This is a genomic window from Streptomyces caeni, assembly GCF_042678285.1.
Classification (GTDB): domain Bacteria; phylum Actinomycetota; class Actinomycetes; order Streptomycetales; family Streptomycetaceae; genus Streptomyces; species Streptomyces caeni.
Map to the genome: position 1 here is coordinate 18,753 of NZ_JBHUDX010000118.1, position 21,647 is coordinate 40,399.

General features: G+C 69.0%; 25 protein-coding genes and 3 pseudogenes. 13 read left to right on the plus strand and 15 right to left on the minus strand.

Translation table 11 applies throughout. The features are described 5' to 3' along the window. Positions 1-93: 93 nt before the first annotated feature. The 3 genes from ACFSL4_RS34670 (at position 94) to ACFSL4_RS34680 (ending at position 1,551) form a co-directional block, all read left to right on the plus strand. On the plus strand, positions 94-240 hold the full coding sequence (locus tag ACFSL4_RS34670) for a hypothetical protein (RefSeq protein ID WP_298561783.1): 147 nt from the start codon (positions 94-96) through the stop codon (positions 238-240). A 107-nt stretch (positions 241-347) separates the two neighbouring features. Beyond that, entirely contained in the window at positions 348-782 is a 435-nt protein-coding gene (locus ACFSL4_RS34675) for a hypothetical protein (protein ID WP_381091758.1), read from the plus strand. 163 nt (positions 783-945) lie between these two features. Continuing rightward, a complete protein-coding gene (locus ACFSL4_RS34680; RefSeq protein ID WP_381091760.1) occupies positions 946-1,551 on the plus strand; it encodes a hypothetical protein in 606 nt (201 codons plus the stop codon). A 93-nt stretch (positions 1,552-1,644) separates the two neighbouring features. On the opposite strand, the gene ACFSL4_RS34685 is transcribed toward ACFSL4_RS34680, so the two are convergent. After that, positions 1,645-1,809 (minus strand): hypothetical protein, encoded by a 165-nt coding sequence (locus tag ACFSL4_RS34685; protein ID WP_381091762.1) that lies wholly within the window; start codon positions 1,807-1,809, stop codon positions 1,645-1,647. A 618-nt stretch (positions 1,810-2,427) separates the two neighbouring features. Here ACFSL4_RS34685 and ACFSL4_RS34690 point away from each other — a divergent pair. From ACFSL4_RS34690 to ACFSL4_RS34715, 6 genes and pseudogenes are all read left to right on the plus strand, one after another. Continuing rightward, positions 2,428-3,078, plus strand: coding sequence for a hypothetical protein (locus tag ACFSL4_RS34690; RefSeq protein ID WP_381091764.1), 651 nt, complete (start codon positions 2,428-2,430; stop codon positions 3,076-3,078). A gap of 65 nt (positions 3,079-3,143) precedes the next feature. Next, positions 3,144-3,974 (plus strand): hypothetical protein, encoded by an 831-nt coding sequence (locus tag ACFSL4_RS34695; RefSeq protein WP_381091766.1) that lies wholly within the window; start codon positions 3,144-3,146, stop codon positions 3,972-3,974. Between the two features lie 698 nt (positions 3,975-4,672). Continuing rightward, positions 4,673-5,503, plus strand: a pseudogene (locus ACFSL4_RS34700) (IS110 family transposase); the annotation flags it as partial. Between the two features lie 297 nt (positions 5,504-5,800). After that, the gene (locus ACFSL4_RS34705) at positions 5,801-7,060 is read left to right on the plus strand and encodes an IS110 family RNA-guided transposase (protein WP_381091768.1); all 1,260 of its coding nucleotides are present in this window, start codon (positions 5,801-5,803) and stop codon (positions 7,058-7,060) included. Between the two features lie 19 nt (positions 7,061-7,079). Then, positions 7,080-7,454 (plus strand): annotated as a pseudogene (locus ACFSL4_RS34710) (transposase); the annotation flags it as partial. A gap of 51 nt (positions 7,455-7,505) precedes the next feature. Next, entirely contained in the window at positions 7,506-7,664 is a 159-nt protein-coding gene (locus tag ACFSL4_RS34715) for a hypothetical protein (RefSeq protein WP_353603490.1), read from the plus strand. Positions 7,665-7,878: 214 nt separating this feature from the next. On the opposite strand, the gene ACFSL4_RS34720 is transcribed toward ACFSL4_RS34715, so the two are convergent. From ACFSL4_RS34720 to ACFSL4_RS34735, 4 genes are all read right to left on the minus strand, one after another. Then, the gene (locus ACFSL4_RS34720) at positions 7,879-8,187 is read right to left on the minus strand and encodes a hypothetical protein (protein WP_381091770.1); all 309 of its coding nucleotides are present in this window, start codon (positions 8,185-8,187) and stop codon (positions 7,879-7,881) included. An 877-nt stretch (positions 8,188-9,064) separates the two neighbouring features. Continuing rightward, on the minus strand, positions 9,065-9,337 hold the full coding sequence (locus ACFSL4_RS34725; protein ID WP_381091772.1) for a glutaredoxin domain-containing protein: 273 nt from the start codon (positions 9,335-9,337) through the stop codon (positions 9,065-9,067). A 49-nt stretch (positions 9,338-9,386) separates the two neighbouring features. Then, positions 9,387-10,736 carry an SMI1/KNR4 family protein gene (locus ACFSL4_RS34730; RefSeq protein WP_381091774.1) on the minus strand — a complete coding sequence of 450 codons (1,350 nt, stop codon included), beginning with the start codon at positions 10,734-10,736 and terminating at the stop codon, positions 9,387-9,389. A 379-nt stretch (positions 10,737-11,115) separates the two neighbouring features. Continuing rightward, entirely contained in the window at positions 11,116-12,426 is a 1,311-nt protein-coding gene (locus ACFSL4_RS34735; RefSeq protein WP_381091776.1) for a hypothetical protein, read from the minus strand. Between the two features lie 58 nt (positions 12,427-12,484). On the opposite strand from ACFSL4_RS34735, the gene ACFSL4_RS34740 reads away from it, so the two are divergent. After that, positions 12,485-12,631, plus strand: coding sequence for a hypothetical protein (locus ACFSL4_RS34740; protein ID WP_319594179.1), 147 nt, complete (start codon positions 12,485-12,487; stop codon positions 12,629-12,631). Between the two features lie 236 nt (positions 12,632-12,867). Here the strand turns inward: ACFSL4_RS34740 and ACFSL4_RS34745 are convergent, their stop codons facing one another. After that, a complete protein-coding gene (locus ACFSL4_RS34745; protein ID WP_381091778.1) occupies positions 12,868-13,458 on the minus strand; it encodes a hypothetical protein in 591 nt (196 codons plus the stop codon). 167 nt (positions 13,459-13,625) lie between these two features. Next, positions 13,626-14,048, minus strand: a pseudogene (locus ACFSL4_RS34750) (DinB family protein); the annotation flags it as partial. Between the two features lie 155 nt (positions 14,049-14,203). On the opposite strand from ACFSL4_RS34750, the gene ACFSL4_RS34755 reads away from it, so the two are divergent. Next, complete coding sequence (locus ACFSL4_RS34755) at positions 14,204-14,464, plus strand: hypothetical protein (RefSeq protein WP_381091780.1); 261 nt, start codon at positions 14,204-14,206, stop codon at positions 14,462-14,464. A 313-nt stretch (positions 14,465-14,777) separates the two neighbouring features. Here ACFSL4_RS34755 and ACFSL4_RS34760 read toward each other — a convergent pair whose 3' ends face one another. Together ACFSL4_RS34760 and ACFSL4_RS34765 are read right to left on the minus strand one after the other, a co-directional pair. After that, positions 14,778-15,128, minus strand: a complete 351-nt coding sequence (locus ACFSL4_RS34760; protein ID WP_381091782.1) for a MerR family transcriptional regulator — start codon at positions 15,126-15,128, stop codon at positions 14,778-14,780. 22 nt (positions 15,129-15,150) lie between these two features. After that, positions 15,151-16,095 carry an aldo/keto reductase gene (locus ACFSL4_RS34765; RefSeq protein ID WP_381091784.1) on the minus strand — a complete coding sequence of 315 codons (945 nt, stop codon included), beginning with the start codon at positions 16,093-16,095 and terminating at the stop codon, positions 15,151-15,153. A gap of 592 nt (positions 16,096-16,687) precedes the next feature. On the opposite strand from ACFSL4_RS34765, the gene ACFSL4_RS34770 reads away from it, so the two are divergent. Next, positions 16,688-16,918, plus strand: coding sequence for a hypothetical protein (locus tag ACFSL4_RS34770; protein ID WP_381091786.1), 231 nt, complete (start codon positions 16,688-16,690; stop codon positions 16,916-16,918). Between the two features lie 233 nt (positions 16,919-17,151). Here the strand turns inward: ACFSL4_RS34770 and ACFSL4_RS34775 are convergent, their stop codons facing one another. The 3 genes from ACFSL4_RS34775 to ACFSL4_RS34785 form a co-directional block, all read right to left on the minus strand. Next, a complete protein-coding gene (locus ACFSL4_RS34775) occupies positions 17,152-17,415 on the minus strand; it encodes a hypothetical protein (protein WP_381091788.1) in 264 nt (87 codons plus the stop codon). A 203-nt stretch (positions 17,416-17,618) separates the two neighbouring features. Continuing rightward, positions 17,619-18,044 carry a hypothetical protein gene (locus ACFSL4_RS34780; RefSeq protein ID WP_381091790.1) on the minus strand — a complete coding sequence of 142 codons (426 nt, stop codon included), beginning with the start codon at positions 18,042-18,044 and terminating at the stop codon, positions 17,619-17,621. A gap of 74 nt (positions 18,045-18,118) precedes the next feature. Next, on the minus strand, positions 18,119-18,313 hold the full coding sequence (locus ACFSL4_RS34785; protein ID WP_381091792.1) for a hypothetical protein: 195 nt from the start codon (positions 18,311-18,313) through the stop codon (positions 18,119-18,121). On the opposite strand from ACFSL4_RS34785, the gene ACFSL4_RS34790 reads away from it, so the two are divergent. Further along, the gene (locus ACFSL4_RS34790) at positions 18,312-18,680 is read left to right on the plus strand and encodes a VOC family protein (RefSeq protein WP_381091794.1); all 369 of its coding nucleotides are present in this window, start codon (positions 18,312-18,314) and stop codon (positions 18,678-18,680) included. The genes ACFSL4_RS34785 and ACFSL4_RS34790 overlap by 2 nt on opposite strands. 75 nt (positions 18,681-18,755) lie before the next feature. Here the strand turns inward: ACFSL4_RS34790 and ACFSL4_RS34795 are convergent, their stop codons facing one another. From ACFSL4_RS34795 to ACFSL4_RS34805, 3 genes are all read right to left on the minus strand, one after another. Then, complete coding sequence (locus ACFSL4_RS34795) at positions 18,756-19,058, minus strand: transposase family protein (RefSeq protein ID WP_381091799.1); 303 nt, start codon at positions 19,056-19,058, stop codon at positions 18,756-18,758. Further along, on the minus strand, positions 18,958-19,530 hold the full coding sequence (locus ACFSL4_RS34800; protein ID WP_381091796.1) for a hypothetical protein: 573 nt from the start codon (positions 19,528-19,530) through the stop codon (positions 18,958-18,960). Before ACFSL4_RS34800 ends, ACFSL4_RS34795 begins: the two co-directional genes overlap by 101 nt. 660 nt (positions 19,531-20,190) lie before the next feature. Continuing rightward, positions 20,191-21,647, minus strand: a 1,457-nt coding sequence (locus ACFSL4_RS34805) for an SWIM zinc finger family protein (protein WP_381091797.1), incomplete at its 5' end; no start/stop codon positions are given.

The following is a 21,647-nucleotide window of genomic DNA, read 5'->3' on the forward strand; positions in this document are numbered from 1 at the left end:
CGGACCGTGCTGCGGTCGGCCCGGGCGGTCCTGACCGGGACAGCCATTGCTCCGCCCGGTCCGCAGGGCCCCGAAGGAGAACGGGAGATGGCCGTGGCCACGGCTGAGGAATACGAACGGGTGCTCCGCAAGGCGGAGTTCGGGGGCAAGCTCAACCAGCAGGAACTGGACATGCTCAAGCGTTTGTACCGGGAGGCCGGTGAGCGCGGAAACCGCGCACGCAAGATCATCGACGGCTGACCGGCCCGCGGTCGGCCACCGGGCGTCCGCAGCGGCTCTCCGCGACCGGCCGCCTGCCCCGACTCGGTACTCACGGCTTTTCACAGCAGAACGGAACCAAGGAGATCATGGTGGGGTTCTTCGGAAGCAAGTCCAAGCGGTCCTCGGCAGTACGGGACTGGTCCACCGGCCCGCTGGTGAAGCAGAGCCCCCTCGCGGCCGATGCGCCCGACGTGCTGGCGTTCGCCGTCGAAGCGGCCAGGCAGGCGGACCGGCCGGGCGGTGTGGACGTGGAGAAGGTGCTGGGGGCGATCTACAGGATGCTGGCGGGCCAGATGGACGCCTACGCCGATGCGCTGCCGGGACTGGACGCCGGGCAGATGGCGCAGATGCGCGAGGCGCTCTACGCCAGGCCGGACTTCCGCTTCGAGATGTTCTACGAGGGGCTGACGTACTTCGGGTCGAGCGGCATCGCGATGTGCAACTGGCTCGTCGAGCAGTGGGGGACGTTCCAGTCGGTGGTCGTGGGCCTCATCGAGAAGGGCGAGTTCGACCGGGGCTGAACGAACCGGCAACCGGCCGGTCGACGCCGCCCGGCCGGCTGCCGGTTCGTCCTCGCGACACGGCGGGCTGACTGGCCGGTACCCACGTCAGCCGCGCGGGCCCACGGCGGCAGGTCCAGATCAGGCAGGCCACCGGGCCGGTCGCATCACGAGAGCCGGAGTCATGCGCAACGCGATCAAAGTCCTGTGCGCCCTCGCCTGCTTCTACATCTTCTGGAATTTCCGCAACACCACGCTGGGACAGAGCAGTTTCATGGTGTCCGTCATCGGCCTCTTCATCGACGACTGGTTCTTGAACCACCTGCGCGGCGGTGGGGCGCGCCGTATCAGCGGGCCGCAGCGGTACGCGGACGCGTCACTGCCCCACACCAGCGGCGGCAGGCGGCCCCCGGGCGGCGTGGGCGACTACCCCGCGGTCGTGGTGTCATCCGTACTGTCGGCCGTCATGGCGGATTCCTTCTTCTTCACCACCTGGCTCGACCTGCCGCCGGCAACGGGTTCGGCCGGCACCAGCGGCCTGGCGGTCGTGGTGAAGGTCGTCGCCTCCGTACTGGCCATCGCCGTGGCGGTGCTGGCGCCCGTGGTCCTCGCAGCCTTCACGTACCTGACCTGCGCGGAGTGGCTGGCCGACCGCTCAGGCAGCCCCTACCGCAACGGCGGATGCCTCGCCCTCTTCCCCGCGGCCCTGCTGGGCATCGCGGCATATGGGCACTTCTACCTGGCCTACGACTTCTACCAGTTCCTTGGGGTGCTCCGACCGCAGGGCTAGACCTGACCGCCGCACACTGCGGGCTGTGCCTGGCCTGCTCGCGGTGCAGCACTCACGCCTCGCACGAGGGCCAGTACGCGAAACGGAAGATCGTCAACGCGCTGCTCCACCGGAGCCGCACCGGCGCTCAACGGTACTGCCGGCCGCCTCGAACAGGCCCTCGTCGGCGCAGAGCTGGTCCAGGACGAGGATCAGAACGAGGAAGACCAAGACCCGCAGCAGGCTATGCGTCTGCTGCCACGCCTCGTGCGAAGTCACGGGGCCCACCGCATGCCGAGGGCCGCCGCAGGGACGGCGCCCGCCGCTTCCGGCCAGCCTCGCGGCCGAACTACGGCGAGGGCCAGCACGGCCAGCAGCAGGACGGCCGAGACGGTCTCGGCAACACACGGTGGAACAGCCCTGGAACCTGCTTGGGTTCGCCAACAACGCCGTCCAGTGGGTTCCCATGCCCTGCCCCGATCCTCCTGGCGCCCTATGACCGTGTGCCCCGCCGCCCGGCGTGGCGGGTGCCGACCGGCGCGTGTGAAGATGAGCCGCGCCGGGACGGCAAGGGGGCTCCGGGTGGATGCGTGGGTGTGTGAGGCGTGCGGTGGCGAAGTGCCTCAGTCCGAGGACGAGACCACGGCTGCGGTGGTGCGCAGACACACACGCACGACCGGGCACCCACCGTCGAGCGTGCGCAGGGAACTGCCCGGCGGGATCAGTCAACGGTGGCGCACTCCCGAGGACCGGGAGCGGGACAGGCAACGGGAAAACGAACAGGACCGCGGACAGCTCCACCGCGCCCGTCCGGTCGGCCGCGGAAAGCCTGAAGCCCATGCCGGGAAAGGCTCCGCATCGGGCAGAGTCGGCCAGGCTGGCAAACCCTGGTCGGCCGTGCCGACACACCGGGCCCTCGGGTCACTTCGTGACAGTGCGCTGCTGCAGACCCTGTTCGCTGCGGTTCTCGTACTCGTCCTCGGGGCACTGGCGATCGTGTCCATCAGCGGAGCGGAAAGCGCGCAGTCGTCGGCGGAGACCACAGCGAGTTCGTCCGCCCCCTCGAAAAGCCCGCTTCGCAATGCGTTCTCGTTGTCCAGCCTCGAAGGCGGCACATGGGGCAAGGCCCGAAATGTGATGGAGGACAGGTCGGGCGGCGGCGAGATCAGCGTCCTGGAGCATGGGACCGGACTTCCACTGACGTTCGCGTACAGCCGCGATCCGCAGCGCGACGAGTGGACGGTGTGCACCGCGGATTTGACCAGCGGCACCTTCGACGAGCCGGGCTGGCTGGTCACCATGGAAATAGCGAGCCCCGACGACGGCTGCCCAACGGGCGCACTCGAGTCCCAAGCCACGGCGACCGACCGGTACGACGATGGATCCGAGACCGCCGCCCCCGAAGCCCGGGACAGCGACTCCGGGCAAGGGGTGCATCCTGGTTCGTGGTGCGGTGATCCCGGAGCGTACGGCTACACCGGTGCCGGAACCCGTATGCAGTGCCGGTACGGTGCGGGCAACGACTACCGGTGGCGTCGCGCGGGCTGAACGAGCGGCCGAGCCCGCGCCGGGCGGTCGCACGCGACGCCTTACGACGGCCGGAGGGGATCACCATGGGGTTGGCCATGTGCCCGCTGTGCAGCGACGACGAGGACATCGAGGTGGTACAGAACCTGGAGGGCGGGCGTCGGCGCGTCCGGCACCGGTGCGGCTTCGCATGGGAGCACGGGGAACCGACCGACCCGAAGAAGCAGCCCTCCCGCTCCATCAGTGACCTCAAGGCCCGATTCCCGAAGTCCGAGGACGTCGAGCCCGGCGTACTGGAACGCGCGAACCGGCTCAAGGCGCAGTTCCTCGCCACCAGACCGGGCCTCGACCCCGAGGTGGCGGCCTACTGGGAGAAATACCAGCAGATCTTCTCGCGCGAGGGACTGCGCGCCGGCGACCTCAAGGCACTCAAGGACTTCGCCAACTCCGACGTCGGAGCCCACCCCGGCAACCAGTCCATGTTCAACGCCGCCTGGAACTCCATGGGTGACGCCGATGCCGCGGAGTCGACCCGCCGGACGATCGAGTACCTTCTCTACGGCCCCGACGACGTACCGCCCGAGGACCGGCTGCAGCAACTCCTCGACGGCACCCGATCGTTCGCCATGACGGGCTTCAAGGAAGCCCTCCTCACAAAGGTTCTCTGCGTCATGGAGCCGGACAGGTTCCTGTCCGTCCTCAAGTACACGACGGAGGCGGGCGGCAAGCGCGAGATCGCGCGGATGGTCTACGGGCTGGATCTGCCGGCGCCGGAGTCGGTGAACTGGACGCTCGGCCGGCTCGTCTTCTGGAGCAACGGCCTCCTGCGCGAACTCGTCGGCGAGGGATTCGCCAACCAGCAGCACTCCGCCGCGTTCCTGTGGTGGGCCAAGGACCAGCCCGGGGCGCCCGGGTGAGCGAGCGGGGCTGGCAGTGGCCGGCGCGGGGCGGGCGCCAGCCTCGCCTGCCGGCCCGACCACGTCTCACGACTGCCCCTAATAATGGAGGCTACGACTGCACAGGTCTGACCAGGTGGAAAACCTCCCGGTTCGCATAGTGCTTGAGGCTTCGGACGACATCTCAGGAGTCAGACCCCCGCCGCAGAACAGCACCTGGGGAAGCATGGCGCGACGCCGTTGGGATGCGCGCTGCTGCTCAAGCCCTACACACGTCCACGGCGGGTTCCCCAGGCAGGAGGAGTTCCCGGACAAGGTGGTCGCCTTCGTCGTGCGGCAGACGAAAGTGGCCACCCCGAATCACGGGAGGCAGCTCGCCGCGCCGGTGCGGAGGCGTTCGCGGACCGCGGCAGCGGCGCCGAGTACGCCGGTCGACTTCCCCTTCCCCGGCGAGACCCCCGTTGTCTTCTTGGCGGTCCTGCAAGAGGACCGCTGGCCTCCGGGTCCGGCATGACTGGTCCCCCCTGTCGAACGGATGACCTGGGGGGTGGTGTCACCGGGCTCGAGAGGCGCCGTTGGAGACGCTGATGAGAGGTCCGACTACCGCCCCGCCGAGCGCAAGGCCCGGCCGTACGCGGGTGGCAGGTCTGCATAACGTGGATGCGCGCACGACGCCGACGCCCAGGCCAGCAGGCACGACATCCGTTCGGGAGGACGGCTTGAACGACAGCGACGAGATAGGCGTCTTCCTCGGCCTGGACGTCGGCAAGACGAACCATCACGGGCACGGACTCACCCCGGCCGGCAAGAAGGTCTTCGACAGGCAACTGCCGAACACCGAACCGAAACTGCGGGACGTCTTCGAGAAGCTGAAGACCAAGTTCGGCACCGTCCTGGTGATCGTGGACCAGCCCGCCTCGATCGGCGCCCTGCCGCTGACGGTGGCCCGGGATGCCGACTGCAAGGTCGCCTACCTGCCCGGCCTGTCGATGCGGCGGATCGCCGACCTCTATCCCGGCGAGGCGAAGACCGACGCCCGCGACGCGGCCGTCATCGCCGACGCGGCCCGCACCATGCCGCACACCCTGCGCTCCCTGGAACTCACCGACGAGATCACCGCCGAGCTCACGGTCCTCGTCGGCTTCGACCAGGACCTCGCAGCCGAGGCCACCCGCACCAGCAACCGGATACGTGGCCTGCTCACCCAGTTCCACCCGTCGTTGGAACGCGTCCTCGGGCCGCGTCTGGACCACCAGGCCGTCACCTGGCTGCTGGACCGCTACGGATCCCCGGCCAGCTTGCGAAAGGCCGGACGCCGCAAACTCGTTGAGGTCATCCGGCCCAAGGCCCCGCGCATGGCAGCACGGCTGATCGACGAGGTCTTCGACGCCCTCGACGAGCAGACCGTCGTCGTCCCGGGCACCGGCACCCTCGACATCGTGATCCCCTCCCTGGCCCGCTCGCTCGCCGCCGTCCACGAACAACGCCGGGCCACAGAAGCCCAGATCAGCGCCCTGCTGGAGGCACACCCTCTTTCGAAAGTCCTGACCTAATGGCGGTGCACGACGGTGACGGAGGGCCGGAGGACGTCTGGTCCTGACCCGGAGCTCAACTCCTGCTTCATTGAGGCTGTGCGCAACCGGCCCTCCGTTTCCGGCACGTCGTGATCTTCCGCTGGGTAGTGCGTCTTCCGAGCCGCCGGCAAGGAGACCTCTCATCGACACCAGAGCCACCTGCTCCGCATACAGAGCGAGGCCCTTGCCGACCGCTGGGGATGCGAACTGCCAATCGGATGCCGGACCCAGGAGTCCTCCCATTAGGGCGCGGCGTGTCCCTGCACTGGCTCCATGCACCACCTGCGTTCGAGGAGGGCCTACTTGAAGATCTTCTGCGGCATCGACTGGGCTGAAGACCACCACGACATCGCCCTGGTCAACGAGCGTGGCGACCTGGTCGCCAAACAACGGATCAACGACAACCTCGCCGGGCTGGAGACCCTACAACATCTTCTCGCCGAGGCCGGGGACGAACCCTGTGATCCGATTCCTGTCGCGATCGAGACATCCCGGGGCCTGCTGGTGGCATGCCTGCGAGCCACCGGCCGTCCCGTCTATGCCATCAACCCCATGGCGGTCGCCCGCTATCGTGAGCGACGCTCGGTGGCACGGGCCAAGTCGGACCATGCGGACGCCCTCGCCCTGGCGAACGTTTTGCGCACGGACGCGGACCATCACCGTCCGCTGCCTGCCGACTCGGAACTCATCCAGGCGATCGCCGTCCTGGCCCAGGCTCAACAGGACGCGGTCTGGAACCGGCAGCAGCTGGCCAATCAACTCCGGTCACTGCTGCGGGAGTTCTTTACTGCCGCCCTGGCAGCCTTCCAGGTCAAGAACATGGGCCTTTCCCACCCGGAAGCCCGCGCTGTCCTTGCCGCAGCTCCCACTCCTGCCGCGGCTGCCGCACTGAGCAAGGCACGGCTTCGGTCGCTTCTACGCAAGGCAGGCCGCCAGCGCCGCATCGAGACCCGGGCCGAGCACCTCGCCGGGATCCTGCGTGAGCCGCACATGCGTCAGCTCCCGCGCGTCGAGGAAGCCCTCGGTCAGCAGGTCAGGGCACTTGTCCTGCAACTCGATGCCGCCGCCCAGGCAGCCGACGACCTTGCCGCCGCATGCGCCGAGAGGTTCACCGAACACGAGGACGCGGAGATCATCACCAGCTTCCCTGGCCTGGGCGAGCTCACCGGCGCCCGCATCCTGGCCGAGATCGGCGACGACCGGTCCCGGTTCGCCGACGGCCGGGCTCTCAAGGCATACGCCGGCTCAGCACCCATCACCAGAGCCTCCGGCAAGAGCCTGATCGTCCACCACCGCAAGGTGAAGAACCAGCGACTGGCCGCCGTCGGCTACGTCTGGTCCTTCGCCGCGCTGTCCGGATCCCGCGGCGCCCGCGGTCACTACGACCGCCGCCGAGGTATCGGGGACCGGCACACCGCTGCCCTGCGTAACCTTTTCAACCGGCTCCTCGGCCAGCTGCACCACCGCCTCACCACACGCCAGAACTACGACGAGAACACTGCCTTCCCTACCCCGCTGCCGGTCGCGGCTTGACGCCATAGACCGATCGGATGTCTCTATGCCGGGGATCGCGGTCAGGACCGCCGCCACCTTGCTGGTCACCGTCGGCGACGGCACCAGCTTCCCCACCGCCGCCCACCTGGCCTCCTACGCCGGCCTCGCCCCGACCACGAAGTCCTCGGGAACCTCGATCCACGGCGAACACGCACCCAGAGGCGGCAACCGGCAGCTCAAGCGGGCGATGTTCCTGTCCGCGTTCGCCGCTCTAAACGATCCCGCCTCCCGCACCTACTACGACCGCTGCCGGGCCCGAGGCAAGACCCACACCCAGGCACTTCTCCGCCTGGCCCGACAACGGATCAACGTCCTGTTCGCGATGCTCCGCGACGGCACCTTCTACGAACCCAGAACCCCACGCCTCGCTTGACGAAAGACATAGAGGCACCCCCCCGACCACCACGCCCATAACCACGGCGCCATGGTTCTTTTTCCGCTTCACGGGCAGCGCCGCTGCGAGGGGCTCGCGGCCGTCAGGGGCGTCCTCGAACCGCCGCGCGTAAGGCGCGGTGATTTCCCGGTGAGCACCCGCAGCGCCCTCACCGGCCTCGGCTACTTCGTCGGGAAGGCGCAGTCGTAGCGGAACGGCCCCCATCGGGGCCGGCTTCCTCATCAACGCCTTCCCGCTGTCCGCGGAGGGCACGATGAACCGCGGCTTCACCCAGACGGACGCCTTCGCCGACTACCCTGCCTTCCCGGGCGGCCACTGACCTCAGCCGCCCACGGCGGCCATCTCCTGACTGTGCCGCTCACCTGCAGCTTCTCGCCTATTTGCGGTGGGTGACATGTTCGGACTAGCGGTAGTCGTTCGGGTACGACTGCATCCAAGTGTTGATCTTGTCGCGGGTCGTGACCAGCAGTTTCTGGTGCTTGTGGAGGTTGTCGAACGTGAAGTCGCCGCCCAGCGCGTTCTGCATCTGCTCGATCCAGGCGAGCGGCTGCCTGAAGTGGGCTGTGCCCTTCGGGCTGACCTTCATCGAGTTGCCGAGGTCGTCGAGGTTGGTCAGGAGACGGTTGAGGAAGTACTGGCAGTTTCCGGGGGTCCCGCAGCTGTCGTTGTACGTTGCTTGCAGTACTGCGAAGGCGTCTCGTACCTGCGGCACGGCCGCGCCTGGAGCGGCTGGGGTGGTCGGGTAGCCAGTCGACGTGGCGGTGCTCGGCGTTGGCGAACTTCCGACCTCTTTTACCGCAGTAATCCCGGGCGTCGGAGTCGCCGCGACGGAGGAAACCACGGGCCCGGCCCCGGCCGCAGTGCTGTGTCCACCAGAGCAGCCGGACGCGAGAGCGGCTGCGAGTAGCACGACGGCCACTCCAGGTATGAGCTGCGTTGCACGCATGGGTTGTCCTCGAGTTCCGGGATGATGAACAGGGCGATACGCGTGCATACCCTGCGCTGGTGTCCGCTGTCCATCTGACGCAGGTGAACGGGATCCGCGAGGGCATGCGGATCCGGTAGGAAGCCAGGCGAGTCATGTAGGACGCCGTCACCGTTCCTGTAGCCGATCCGTCCCCCCTCTCCTGTCCCCGTCGCTACTGGAAATCTGCAGGTCACGTACACGATTCGTCGATCGGCGATGCTGAGAAGCCCGACGCTCCGTCAGGTATGGCGTACCGCGCAGCCATCGCCACGATGCACCGTTGGTGCGATTTCGGATGGAGGTCGCCCGAGATCGGCGGTGTAGGTCTACACATCGCTGCCTTCGAGTGGCGGAGTTCGGGCGCGACGACAGGTCGGCCTGATCGACTGCCTCTATGCGACAGAGGGCGCGCGGAAGCTGATGCGGAGCGGGCGTTACGGCCGGAACTGGCCTGTCTCCCGGTCGAGGCCGTCGTACCCCGGATCTACGACGACATGGTCGAGGTGCGCTGTGCGATGCGGAACAGGGCGGGCTCGCGTTGGGGTGGTGCCCGGCGGCCCTCGACCGCGTCTGGGCCGGCCACAGGCCATCGCGCCCTCGCCCTGTCTCCTCTCGCGCCAGGTCAGGGCGCCAGCAGGTGCGGTGCGTGCGCGCGGACCGCGTCCAGTAGTTGTTGCTTCGACGGGTTGACCATGGCGTGCCCGGCGACGGTGACGGTGGGCACCGTCTCGTTCCCGTCCGCGACGGAACGGACGAACGCCGCTGCGTCCTTGTCCCGCCAGATGTTCCGCTTGGAGTAGCGCAGGCGGGTGAAGAGCAGGCTCAGCCGCAACTTCATGCAGAACACGCACCCAGGCCGCCAGTACATCACGACACCCTCGCGTTCCTCGGACATGCCATTCCCCCGTACGGTGTCGCTGTCCCTGACTGCTGGAACGCCCAGTCTACGGGAGGCCGGGGCCCGTCCCTCGGGGCGTGGCCAGGATCTCGCGGCCGCGGTCCGGGGTGATCATCTGGGCCAGGACCGGGTCGGCGAACAGGGACATCGGGGCGATATGGTCCTCACACACCGGCTCCCACAGGCGCAGCGCGGCATGGAGTTCGGGCCACGCCTCGTCACACAGGGCCGCGCGGGCCGCGCGGACCTTGGCGGGGTCGGACAGCGGGTCGGCTTCCGGCCGCGGGCCGCCGCCCGCGTACAGGCTGACGACGATCGGACCCGTACGGTTCGGCGGTTCGTCGGGAGCCTGGAAGGCTGGGTGTCCGGTGAGGCGGTCGGTGACGGCGTGCACGGCCGCGTCGAACTCGGACCCGCCAAAGGTGAGCCGGAAGCCCGGCTCGGCCGTACGGGCCTCGTAGTCGGCGACGAGCGCCCGCACAGGCGCGGGCGCGTACTCCCTGAGCCGCGGCAGGGGCCGCAGGTCGTGAGGGTGCGCGAGCTGATCCTGCCGGACCAGCAGCGGCAGGAGTTGCGCGGCGAACAGCGGACTGAGCAGGAGGTCGTCGTGCCCCAGGCGGTACCACATCAGGCTCGCGATGTGGCCGCGCCAATCGCCGAGCATCGCCTTCATCTGCATGCTCAGCACGTCGGCCCGCTCCCGCCCGTACTCGTGCGCCTGGGCGAACACCGCCAGCGGTCTGTCGACGGCCCCGGCCAGCGCCTCGCAGCGGGCTCGCTCGACCTCCGCGTCCCAGTGGTCCCGGGTGGCGCCCGGCGGCTTGCGCAGGGCGTGGAAGGACACCCACTGCCGGCGCATGAGGTCGTAAAAGGAGCCGTACCGCTCCGGTCCCTCGCCGGACCAGGAAGCGAGCCAGTACGCCGCCCACTCACCGTCCTCGTCCACGTCGTCCGGGTCGAGCAGCATGACCGCCGCGTCACCCTCGAGGGACAGGCGCAGGGAGCGCGCGAGGATCTTCGCCTCCTGAACGCCGAACGCATCCTCACCGTCCTCGTCCTCGTCCTCCGCGAGGTCTTCCCAGACCTCGATCCAGGTGCGGTCGTCGGTATCGCGCAGCCATTCCAGCTCCGCGGTGCCCGCCAGCCGGTAGATGAAGTTGCCCGCGTCCCTCCACCCGTTGGTGACCTGCAGGAACTGCCGCAGCGAAGGCGGCAGCCGGCGTCCCAGCCGGGCCTCGGCCGCGGCGACCTCGGTCTCGCTCGCCGACGCGAACCCGAGCCAGGTGTCACGCACGACCTCCGGCGCGAGCGGCGCGTCCTTCTCCGGGTCGTGCCCCGCGATCCACTCCGCGCTCCACTGCTCCAGAAACGGTCGCCACGCCGTGCACTCACCCATCGTCCCCTCCGCCTCTCGCTCTCCGTTGTCTGACTTCACCTCACCACAGGGATATGACAATGGGTTGCGGCCCCGGCTCGGCTCCGCTCGGCCTTCTCCTTGGCTCGGCTACCACGATGGGGCGGTCGGCGCCGTCGTCGCCCACCCTCGCCTTCTTCGGGCGGGCCGGGGGCTCCGAATTCGGCACCCGGTCGCTTTGCCCGGGTCGGCACCGCGGGAGTGTCGTGGCCGCGACTCACGACCCCAGCCCCGCCCCAGCCAGAACGGCATCCCCGCGGGGCGGCCGTTCCAGATGCTGAGCGCCCCGGCACCCCGCAGCAGCTCCAGGACCTCGCCGATCTCGTGGATCCTGTGACGGCGCATCCGCCGCGGGAAGAGATCAAGACTTGTGACCGCGCCCCGGCCACGGGCTTCGAGAGAGCCAGAGGTCCCGGTTGCCCGCGATCAGCACACGCCCGTCCGTGAGGGTGGCCGCCGCGCTCGGGGGATCCTCGCTGCAGCCGAGGCCGCCGCGTTGCCAGCCCGTGGTCGTCCCGTCGCCAACCCAGACGGAACTGCACCACACCGTGCGGGAGTTCGGCTCGGACTTCGGCCGGGGGGCCGAGCCGACCAGGACCGGGTGGCCCGCGGAGTCGACGGTCGCGGCAGCGATGTTGCCGGTGCCCATCGCCGAACTGTCCATCCGCATCCAGTGGGTGCCGTCCTGGCTGGTGAGAACCAGCGGGAGGGAATCGTAGAAGGCGCCGGCCTTCGCGTAGCCGCCCACGGCGAACCAGTGGCCCGACGCGTACAGGACGCGGTGCACCTGTGTGCCCGGTGGCATCCCGGTGATGTCGCCGGACGTCCAGTGCAAGCCGCCGTCCGCGCTGTGCCAGAACGGGATCGTGCCCGTGGGGTGGAAGTTGTAGGCGTTGGTCGCCGCCGCGCCGAAGGCGACGACCTGTGTGCCGTTGACGCCGAAGTCGCCCACGGGCGTGGACGGTTGCCGACCGTCGATCGCCGGCAGCGGCACGCGACGCACGGTCTTGCCCGCGTCGTCGGACGCGAACACGTACGGAGACTCCACCTGGTCGACGGTCTGGCCGCCGCCGATCAGCAGGCGCGTGCCGACCTTCATCGCGGTGTTCACCGAGGCGTCGTCCGCGGTCTCCTGCTCGGGGTGGGTGTTGAACGTCAGCGGCAGCGCGGCGAGCCGGGACTGCTCGCCGTTCGGCGCTCGGCGAGTCAGCGTGGCGCCGACCCCGATCAGTGAACTGTCGTCCCACGGCACCACCACGTCGCCCGGCAGGCCGCCGCCGAGCCAGCCGCTGCGCATGGAGTACGGCACGTCGGCTTCGTCGTCTGCGCCCGGCTTCGGGGTGATCGAGAGCTTCGTACAGCCCTGCGAACCGGTCCAGTTGACGTTGACATAGCGGTACCCGTTGGCGAACGTCCCCTCTCCCAAGGCGCAGTCGCCCAGCGGCACCAGCTGGCGCAGACCCTCGCCAGGCGCCACGTACCCCTTGTTGTGCGGGCCGGTCACCGACGGGTAGCCCACCGCGCCCGCGTACTTCTTGAACCCGAGCTTTGTCGCGCTCGTCTCTCCCGAACCGGTGTTGTCCGCTCTGATCTTGCCGCAGCCGCCCAGCACCAGGGCCATGCCGGCTATCAGGCTCACGACGGCGGCGAGCCTCCCCCCACGTGTTCTCATCCCTCCACGCTACTGAGCTCCACCGCATGCTGCCGGGAGTCGCCAGGGCGGGCGCAACATGCGAGCCCCGACTATGTTCTTCAACGTCCTCGCCACCTTCGCTGAGTTCGAGATCGACCTGCTCTGCCACCGGCCCCGTGAAGGCATGACGGAAGGTGTCGCGCTGGCGCCGTCCCCGAAGGCTCACCCCTGCAGGGCAGCCTGACACCGGATATCGCCGTCGAGGATCCGACCGAGCCCGGCCGCGAGGGAAACCCCGCTGGACGCGCTCCTCGACGCGTGGGGCGTCCGCCGCACGGCCTGGGAACGTCTGGTTCGTGCTGCCGACCCACCCGGACTCCGTCGCCGCGGTCGCGGCCAGGCCCCCTGACAGCTCCGCTGACGTCCGTATCGCGGCCGCACCCCGCCGGTCCCCCTGAGGCCGCACACCCCGAACGAGCATCAGAACGGCGCTTCCGCGGTACCACCGGATGGCGTCGCACTCGGCAGCACGCCTACGGGAAGCGGCAGGTTGGTCACCACGAACTGGTTCAAGATGTCGTCGCGATCCATGAACATGATCTGGCTCCGCTTCGCCGCGTCCAACGCGTTGCCCAGCCAGTTGCGTGCAGCCTTGGTGATCTCCTCGCCGGCCACGATGAACGCATGGTCGACGAGGACGCGCGGGTTGGTCTCGGGGTCGAAGATCTCGTGCGCCAGCATCATCAGAGCCTGATTATGGATCTCAGCGATGTTGGCGTTGCCCGCCCTGGGCTTTCCGGTGGCGTCCAGTTTCCCGCGCTTCACCTGGATGCCGAAGTACAGGAAGTGCTGGGTCGGCAGGGTGTACCGCATCCAGATGTCCTTGCCGTACTCCAGCGCCTTGTCCCGGTGCCCGGCTGCTGTGATCCGGTGAAAGCCCAGCTGACGGAAGAGCGGCAGCAGCACTTCCTCAATGAGTGCATCCTCACTGCACGTGTCCAGGAACGCGGCAAGTGCTGTGCGCCGCTGCATCTCGACGGCACTCAGAGGGCGATGCGGGTTCTTGGCCAACACCGAGACCGTGTTCGTTCCGATGTGCCGCAGGTACTGTACAACCGCACCAGGCTCCGCAAACACCCCGAGTTCGGGTACCTCACCCCACTCGAAACCCGAGCCAGACTGCAGCAGGACTTCACCCCCGCAGCGTAAGCAACCGCTGTCCACGATCAGGGTGGAACTTCACCGAGGACATGGACCATGATGGCGAACAGGTTCGTGTCGGCATAAGGCTCCGGCCACCATGGCACGTGGCCGGGGGCGTCGAGGGGAAGCTCGTTGATCGTCGCGTCCGAGTGTTCCCACGTGCGCCGGTAGAACCCGATGATCTGATCGCGGGTCTCGTCCTCGGTCGCCCACAGATCGCTGCCGTTGGAGTCCTGCCACCGGGGCAGCGGTTCCGGGGAAGGGCGGTCGAAGACCTCGCCGAAGTACCTGGCCTCGACGCTGGCCACGTGTTTGACCAGGCCGAGGAGGTTGGTCCCGGTCGCTGTCAAAGGTCGGCGGGCGTCGTATTCGGACAGGCCGTCGAGTTTCCAGAGCAGCGCCTTGCGGTCCCGCCGCAGTCTCCCGTGCATATTGTCTTTCGCGAATTCATCGATCACGCGGCATGAGCCTGCCATGGGCTGCTCGTGGTCTCAAGATCCCGTACGTGGTCCGCAACGACTGGCAGAGCCGAGGCCTGGCCATGGCCGCCGCCCTGACCTGCTGCAAGAATCTCGCGAAACTTGCCACGTGAGACAACCTCTAAGTTCGACTCGTGGACGGCACTGAGATCACCATCAAGCTCACCCCCGACGAGGCACTCGTCCTCTCGGACTGGCTGGAGCGAGTTCAGATGACGGACCTCAGCCGTCTGGTGGACGACCCAGCCGCGTGGGCCCCGATCCACAAGCTCACGGGGACGCTGGACAAGGCACTTCCCGGGATCTTCGCTGCTGACTACGCGGAACGTCTGGATGCAGCACGGCGCCGCCTGAGGGAGACCATGGGCAGCTTCGCTGAAGAGCATGGCGGCTGAGTCAGCTATCCCATCCGTCAGCACCGTGAAAGCCATGTCAGTTGAGAACGCTGAGGGCCAGCGTTCTCATACGACGTGGCACCCCACCAGGTCAGCGGCTCGCCATCTGACAGATGCATTTCGACAGGACACAGTTGTTCGGCATGGTGTCATGCAACTGGGCCGAGGCGGTGGCGGGGAATGCCGTGAGTCCATCTGCCTCCCTGGGTCAGGGCACGGACGTTGTGCCACTGCCGGCTTCACGGCGAGGGGTTCGGAGTGGTGGGCGATGCGCGGTGGGTAGAGCGCGAGTTGAGTGCGGGGCTCTCGGCACTCAGCTGTAGTAGGCGATCTTGTCATCGAGGACCTCCATGGCCCGGCACAGCGCCGCCACTCGCTGCTCCAGGGCGGCACGGCGTTCGCGGAGGAAGGCGACCCGGTCCTGCGCAGGATGCTCGGCGCGCAGGATGGCGACGAATTGCCGAAGGTCCGCGATGCCGAGGCCGGCGTCACGAAAGCACGTGACCAAGCCGATCCAGAAGAGGTCGTCCTCGGTGTACTCCCTGCGCCCACCGGGTGAGCGCCGGATCGGTCCGATCAGCCCTTCGCGCTCGTAGTAGCGCAGTGTGTCAAGGGAGACACCGGTGCGGTCGGCCGCTGCTGCCGGAGTGAGGCGGGTGGTCACGGGGCTCCTTGTCTGACCGCTGCTACCGCGCTTCGACGAAGCGAGCCAGGTGCTCCTCATCGAGCCGCACACGGCGTGCGGCGAGCGCCTCCTCGATCTGCTCCACCCGGCTCACGCCGACGATGGGGTCGATCCCCTGGCACATCAGCCATGCGAGGACGACCTGGTTCCTCGTGGCCGCCAGCTCGCTGGCCACGTCGTCCAAGACCGAGAGCACCCGGGTGGTACCAGGATGATCATATGTCTGCGGAAGCGGCTTGTCTGCGCGCACGTAGGATCCCCACATCAACGAGCTGTACGACCACATAGTGAGCCCCTCCGACTGTGCGAAGTCCAGGTCCTCGTCGGCGAGAAGCCGATGGCCGCTCTCCGCGAGGGGGGTGAGTGGGCGCGGCTGGACGAGTGAGTGGCGCAGCTGCAGGGCCGTCCACGGTTCAACGCCCTGCTCCTGGGCGAGTGACCGGGCACGCTCGACGCGCCAGGCAGCATGATTCGCCGCCCCGACCCGCAGAGCCGTTCCCTTCGTGACCAGCTCACCGAAGACACCGACGGTCTCTTCCAGCGGCACAGTGCGGTCCTCGGCGTGAGCCCAAAGGAGATCGACGTGATCGACTCCGAGACGCCCCAGGCTTCCCTCAACACCAATTCGTACGGCGGGGGCGGAAAGTCCTTCGGCGCTCTGTGGCCAGGAGTGCGGAACGAGCGGATTCTGGCGGACCTTCGTCGCGATCCGCACCGCGTCGCGCGCGCCGGGGCGGGATCGAAGCCATGCGCCGATGACGCGCTCGCTGGCACCGCCGACGCCACTCGAATCGGCCCAGAAGGAGTAGCAGTTCGCGGTGTCGAGCCAGACACCGCCTCCCCCGACGAAGGAATCGAGGATCGCGAAAGCTTCGTCCGGGCCGACGCGGGTACCGAAGTCCATCGTCCCGAGAACGATCTGGGGGTCAGTGATGTTGATATCCATGTCCCCCATCCTTGGATCTGGAGCGCGCTCCAGGTCAAGTGCGCATGGGGAGACGATTCGAAACCCGGCCTCCGGAGGCCGGCGCCTCGTACGGCGGGGCACGTGTCACGAAGGCCCCCTGGACGAGCGGCCCTGGACGAGCGGCCCGCCGCACAGGTCAACACTGGGGTGCTGGCCGCCGTGCAACTCAGGTAGCCGACGGTGACAACAGCGATGCTTCACATGCTGCTGGTGACAAGTGGCACGCCGACCAAGTGACAACTGCTGTGCCTCGCCGCGCCGAAACCGCAAGTCGGCGGCGGGCGTGGTGACGCCTATGGTGCTTCGGCTCACGGGCTGATCGGCGCGGGTCCGGGTGGATCGGGCCGGGCGGCCCCGGCTCTGGACAGACGTAAAGCCCCTGGCAGGACAGGCCTCACCACAAGATCATGTCCGTAACCACCAGTGTCAGCGGACCGTGCCCGAGACGGGCGAAGCTCCGTTGCTCATCGATGACCTCTCAAGTCTTCGATGAGCAACGGTGCTTCGGTGCTTCGGTGCTTCGGTGCTTCGGTGCTTCGGTGCTTCGGTGCTTCGGTGCTTCGGTGCTTCGGTGCTTCCTGAGTCTGCCATGCCCGTGATGGTGCTGGGGGCGGTGTTGCAGGACGGAACACTGGTCGCACAGCAGAAGGTGGCGGACAAGGGCAGTGAGAACACCGGCTTCGCCGCACTGCTGGCCGCGCTGGAGCTGGAGGACGGGGTCGTGGTGGCCGATGCGTTGCACACCCTGGCAGCGCGTGCGGGCCGCCTTCCGCTCCACGGTACGCGCTCACGGCCGCATTGATACGCGGGTGGTGGAGGTGGTGGGCTTCGCCGACCTGGACTTCCCTCCTTCCTTCGCCGGATGGGCGGTTCGATCGCCGATGCACGCCGGAGGCTCGCCCTCGCACCGTACCCCCACTCGATCTCTTCGGCATCCCCTGCGACCTGCACATTCACGCCTGATATTCGACCTTGCAACAGCCCTGCCGTCAGGGGTCAGGTGGCTGGCACTGGCGCGACTGCCCGCCCCGCCGGTCACTGCCGGGTGTATCGGGCCACGGCGTATGCGGTTGGGCCGGTGAGCCCTTCCCCTGTGCCGTCAAGCATGTCCAGGACCTTGAAGCCGGCGCCCTCCGCGTAGCGCTCCAGCTCGCGGGGGAACAACACACGTCTGCGGATCTTGTCTCGGGCCTCGGCACCTGAGGGGAGCACCCAGTGCCGGTGCATGGTGTTGATCTGGGTCCGCAGGCCCCACTCGTGCCGGATGGTGACGGTAGCGCGTCCCCTCGGAGTGTCCACCGTGGCGGGGGTCGGCTCAATCCGGGTGATCGGGGCGAGGGGGGAGCACAGCACGAGCAGTGTGCCGGGCTGGGCGTGGGCCGCGACGCTGGCCGAGTCGTACGGTGCGCATGTCGCCGGTGCGAGCCCGTTCGGTGAGGCGGTAGACGCCTTCGAACAGCGTCTCGTATGGACGTGGTGACCTGCATGGGCAACAGCCTCGCCTACGTGCACGACAACAACGAGATCGGCCAGGTTCTTGCCGTGTAGCGGTGCTGCCTCGTCAGTGTTCGGGCTACGGCGCGCGGCACCAGGCGGTCAGCCCGTAGATGTGGTCGCAGCAGTGTCAGGTCGCATGAGGCATGCAGTGCGCCGGCGTCTTCTGCCAGGTAGAGCGGGGCCGCGCCGAAAACACCTGTTGCAAGGCCGGCTTGTCCGGGCTCCATGGTGAGTTCGACGAAGTCGGCTTCTTCCTGCTTGCACTCCTTCACACGGACCCGTACGCGCGGCGACTGGTCGTCGTTGATCTCCATGACCAACGTGGACACGTTCGCGGACTCGATCCAGCTCGCGCCGCTGGTCCAACGCCCGCCTTCCGGCCTCCACTTGGGCTCCTGGAGATCGGCCAGGCGCAGATGCATCGACAGCATGCAGCCCCCTTCCGATGTCGTGCGGCGGGGCGGGGCCGCGTACGGCCCTCGCTCCGCCCGGCGTCAGCCCTGGATCACTTGCTGCAGTGAAGCTCCGCCGTCTTGAAGTGGCTGGTCAGCGGGGTGGCGTGACCTCGTTTCGGGGTGCTCGTGCTGGTCATGGGCAGCAGCCTGTGTTGTAGATCGTCCGGCGGGGTGGTTTTGCCGGTGAGTTCACCGTCCTCGAACGGTCTACCCAGCGACACGACCGTTCTCGACAGGAGTGCCATGTCCACCATCCAGCCAGTGATCATTACTGCCAACCAGGACGTTCTGCTCGGCTTCTATACGAAATTGTTCGGCGCCGAGGAGATCTTCCGGGTGCCGGCGGAAGGCCCGGTCTTCTACCTCGGCCTGCGCATCGGCGACACCGACCTCGGGTTGGTGGCCAAGGCGAACCCGGGGACCGGGGCGGGGCCGCGGATCCTGCTCAGCATCGGTGTCGACGACGTCGATGAGACGCTCGGCCGGGTGGCGGCGCTGGGCGGCTCGGTCCGCGGCGGCCCCAACGACATGCCGTGGGGACAGCGCGTCGCCCACATCCAGGACCCCGACGGCAACCCGGTGAACCTCACTCAGCCGATCCCGGCCCGGTGACGCGGTTCCGGGGCATGTGCTGATCGTGGGCTGCCTGCGGTAGAGATCAATTGTCGGTAGTGGCCTCGATGTTCGTCAGGACGAGCAGCGCGCGAAACAGGTGGGAGGCGCGGGCGGGTCAGTACGGAGCTTGGTGAGGATCCGCCAGTTCTTCAGGTGGGCAAAGCCGCGTTCGACGGGAACGCGTCCGACGGCCAGGACCCGGTTGGCCTCCTTCTCGGCGGGTGTGAGCTTGCGGGCGCGGGTGGCCTTGAAGCCGGTGACGACCACGGGGTCGTCACCGTCGTCGTCCAGGCCGAGGAAGCCCAGGTCGGCCAGGGCCCCGGGGCCGGCAGCACGCAGGTGGGCCAGGATACGGTCGCGGCGGGCGGCGGTGATGTCGTGGGTGCGGCCGGGCCGGACGGCCGAGCAAGTCGGTCCAGGAACGCTGCGAGGCGGCGCCGTCCGGTTCGATGGCGGTGGGGTAGTCGTAGCCGTACTCGTAGCGCGTGGACTTCTCAGGCCTGACGGTGCCCGCCTCGTACGGTGTCTCGGACAGCTCGCGGCCCAAGCCGTCGTACGCGTACAGGGTGGAGTTGGGAATGGCGAAGTCGGAGGCCACCTCGAACATCACCGGCTGCGGATCGCCCGGTGCGTAGTAGGCGTTGCCGGTCCGCTCGATCGTGCCGTTGACGCTGTAGTGGACGTCGGTGATCAGGCGGCCCTTGCCGACGGCGGGCTGCTGGGTCTGCCGTTCGCGGCCGAGACCGTCATGGAAGACGGCCGTCTCCTCGTGCGTGCCGTTGTCCTGCGGCGCCGAGCTCACCACGGACACCGGCTCACCGGGCGTGATGTTGTACTCGAACTTCACCGACGGCTTGTCCGACGTCGCCTGCGAGGGCTCCCAGCCGGCCGTGGTGCGGCCCCGCGAAGACCTGCACGTCCACGCGCCCGGTGCCCACGACGACGGACAGGCCTTGCCGGACCGCTACTTCGCCGGTAGCGACGGCACCTCCGCACTGATCGGCCACACGGCGGACTGGTACCCGGGGGACGGCCTCACCGGACTTCTGGGCAGCCACGAGCGACGGCAAGCTGTATCTCTACCCCGGCGGCCGCACCGCGCACGGCACGAGATACCTCGTCGGGGAAAGCGGCTGGCGGCGCTCAAGAGACCGGGCCGACCGGACGGTGACCGTGCGGGGCGGTGACACTCCCCCAACGGTCGAGTGGGCGCGCGGTCTGGTAGCAGACGGCGGTCGCGTGCTTGCAGGTGTGGCCCGGGTCGGGGCGGCCGCAGTGCGGTTCGAGGTCGCCGGGGCCGGGGAGCATCCGCACCCCGCCCTCGGCGAGGGACCGCGGCAGCTGCAGAAGCCCCGTCGCGATGGTTCCCGATGAGGCCGAGCCGGAAATGGCCGGACGCCGTTGGACGGCCGTTGCAACCTGCGCCAGGTGGCTCAGTGAGGGACCCAGGATCAGGACGGGAGCCTCGTACGGCCGGGTCGTCTCCAGCAGGAGCCCCGGACCGCCCTCACCGAGCGCCGGCTTCGCCCCCGGGCGCCCCCAGGCCGGTCAGTGCGCCGACCGGATCCGGGTCCGCGGTGCCCCGGGGCCACCAGTCCTCGCGGCCCGGCTCCGACTCGTACGCGTACCAGAGGCCGTCCCGGCCGAGACGGAGCTGCGTGTGGCCGTCCGGATGGGTGAGCCGGTTGTGCCATGGGCGGAACGCGGGGAGGCCGGCGGCGAGCAGCAGGGGGCGGGCGCGGTCGAAGCGACCCGCCGGCGGGTCCCAGGGCTCCTCAAGCACGGTGAGTGCCTCCCGCCCGCCCTGCCGCCATGCGGCGACCGCCCGGGCCAGCTCGGCCGGGGTGCGCCCGGTGGCGGCGGCCAGCGAGGAGTAGAGCTCCCGGGTCGCCGCGGTGAGGCCCGAGCCGGGGCGGGCGGCGGCGAGCCGTACCGCGTCCTGCCAGAGGGTCAGCTCCGCGACCGGATCGTGCCCGGTGGTCAGCAGCGCGTGCGCACGGGCCGCGGCGTCCGTGGCCAGTTGGTCCAGGGCGAACGGGTCCGGACCGCCCGGCACCCCGGGGCAGACCGGCGGCTGCTCGGGGTGGGCGGGCGGCGGCAGCGGGGCGGGAAGCGGGGGCAGCGCGCGCGGGGTCACGACGTCACGGGCGCGCACACCGGGGACGGGGACGGGCTTCCGCTCCTGCGCGGCCCGCGCCGCGCGCACCGCGGTGCGCCGGGACAGCGCGTCGAGCAGCTCTCGCTCGCCCCGGCCGCGGAGCAGGAGCAGCACGAAGGGGTCCTGGTCGAGCAGGCGCGCGGTCTGGTAGCAGACGGCGGCCGCGTGCTTGCAGGTGTGGCCGGAGTCGGGGCAGCCGCAGTGCGGTTCGAGGTCGCCGGGGCCGGGGAGCATCCGCACCCCGCCCTCGGCGAGGGACCGCGGCAGCTGTCTGTCCAGCAGCGCGGCGATGTGCCCCGGCCGCTCGGCGGCAGCGTCCAGGAAGCGGTCCCACTCGTCGTCGGAGAACGTCCGCAGCCGCACCTGTACGCGGTAGGGGCGTGGACGGCTTCCCTGTACGTACGCCAGTACGAGCCCCGGCGTGACGGTGATGGCGTCCACGTTCCCCCGTCCCGCGCAGGCCCTCCCCCGTGCCAGCCGCGCCGCGTCCAGCGCCCCTTCCTCCAGCGCGGCGACCCAGGCGTCGCCCCACCACGTCCCGGCGAACCGTTCGGCGTCCTCCGTCGGCCGTGCCGGGAGGGCCTCGAAGGTGCGCCGCAGCTCGCCGTCACGGCCGGGCGCCGCCATGGACCGCGGGTGGCGGGCGGCCACCGGCGGTCCGGGCGGTGCGGACCGGGGCCCCGAGGACGGATCCTGGGCCGCATCGTGGGCCGGATGCGCCCTGTCGTGCCGGGCGCCCGGGGACCCGCTCGGTGTCCCGTGCGACGGGCGCTCGGGCGCCTCCTTCCGCCGCTCGTCGCGGTGGG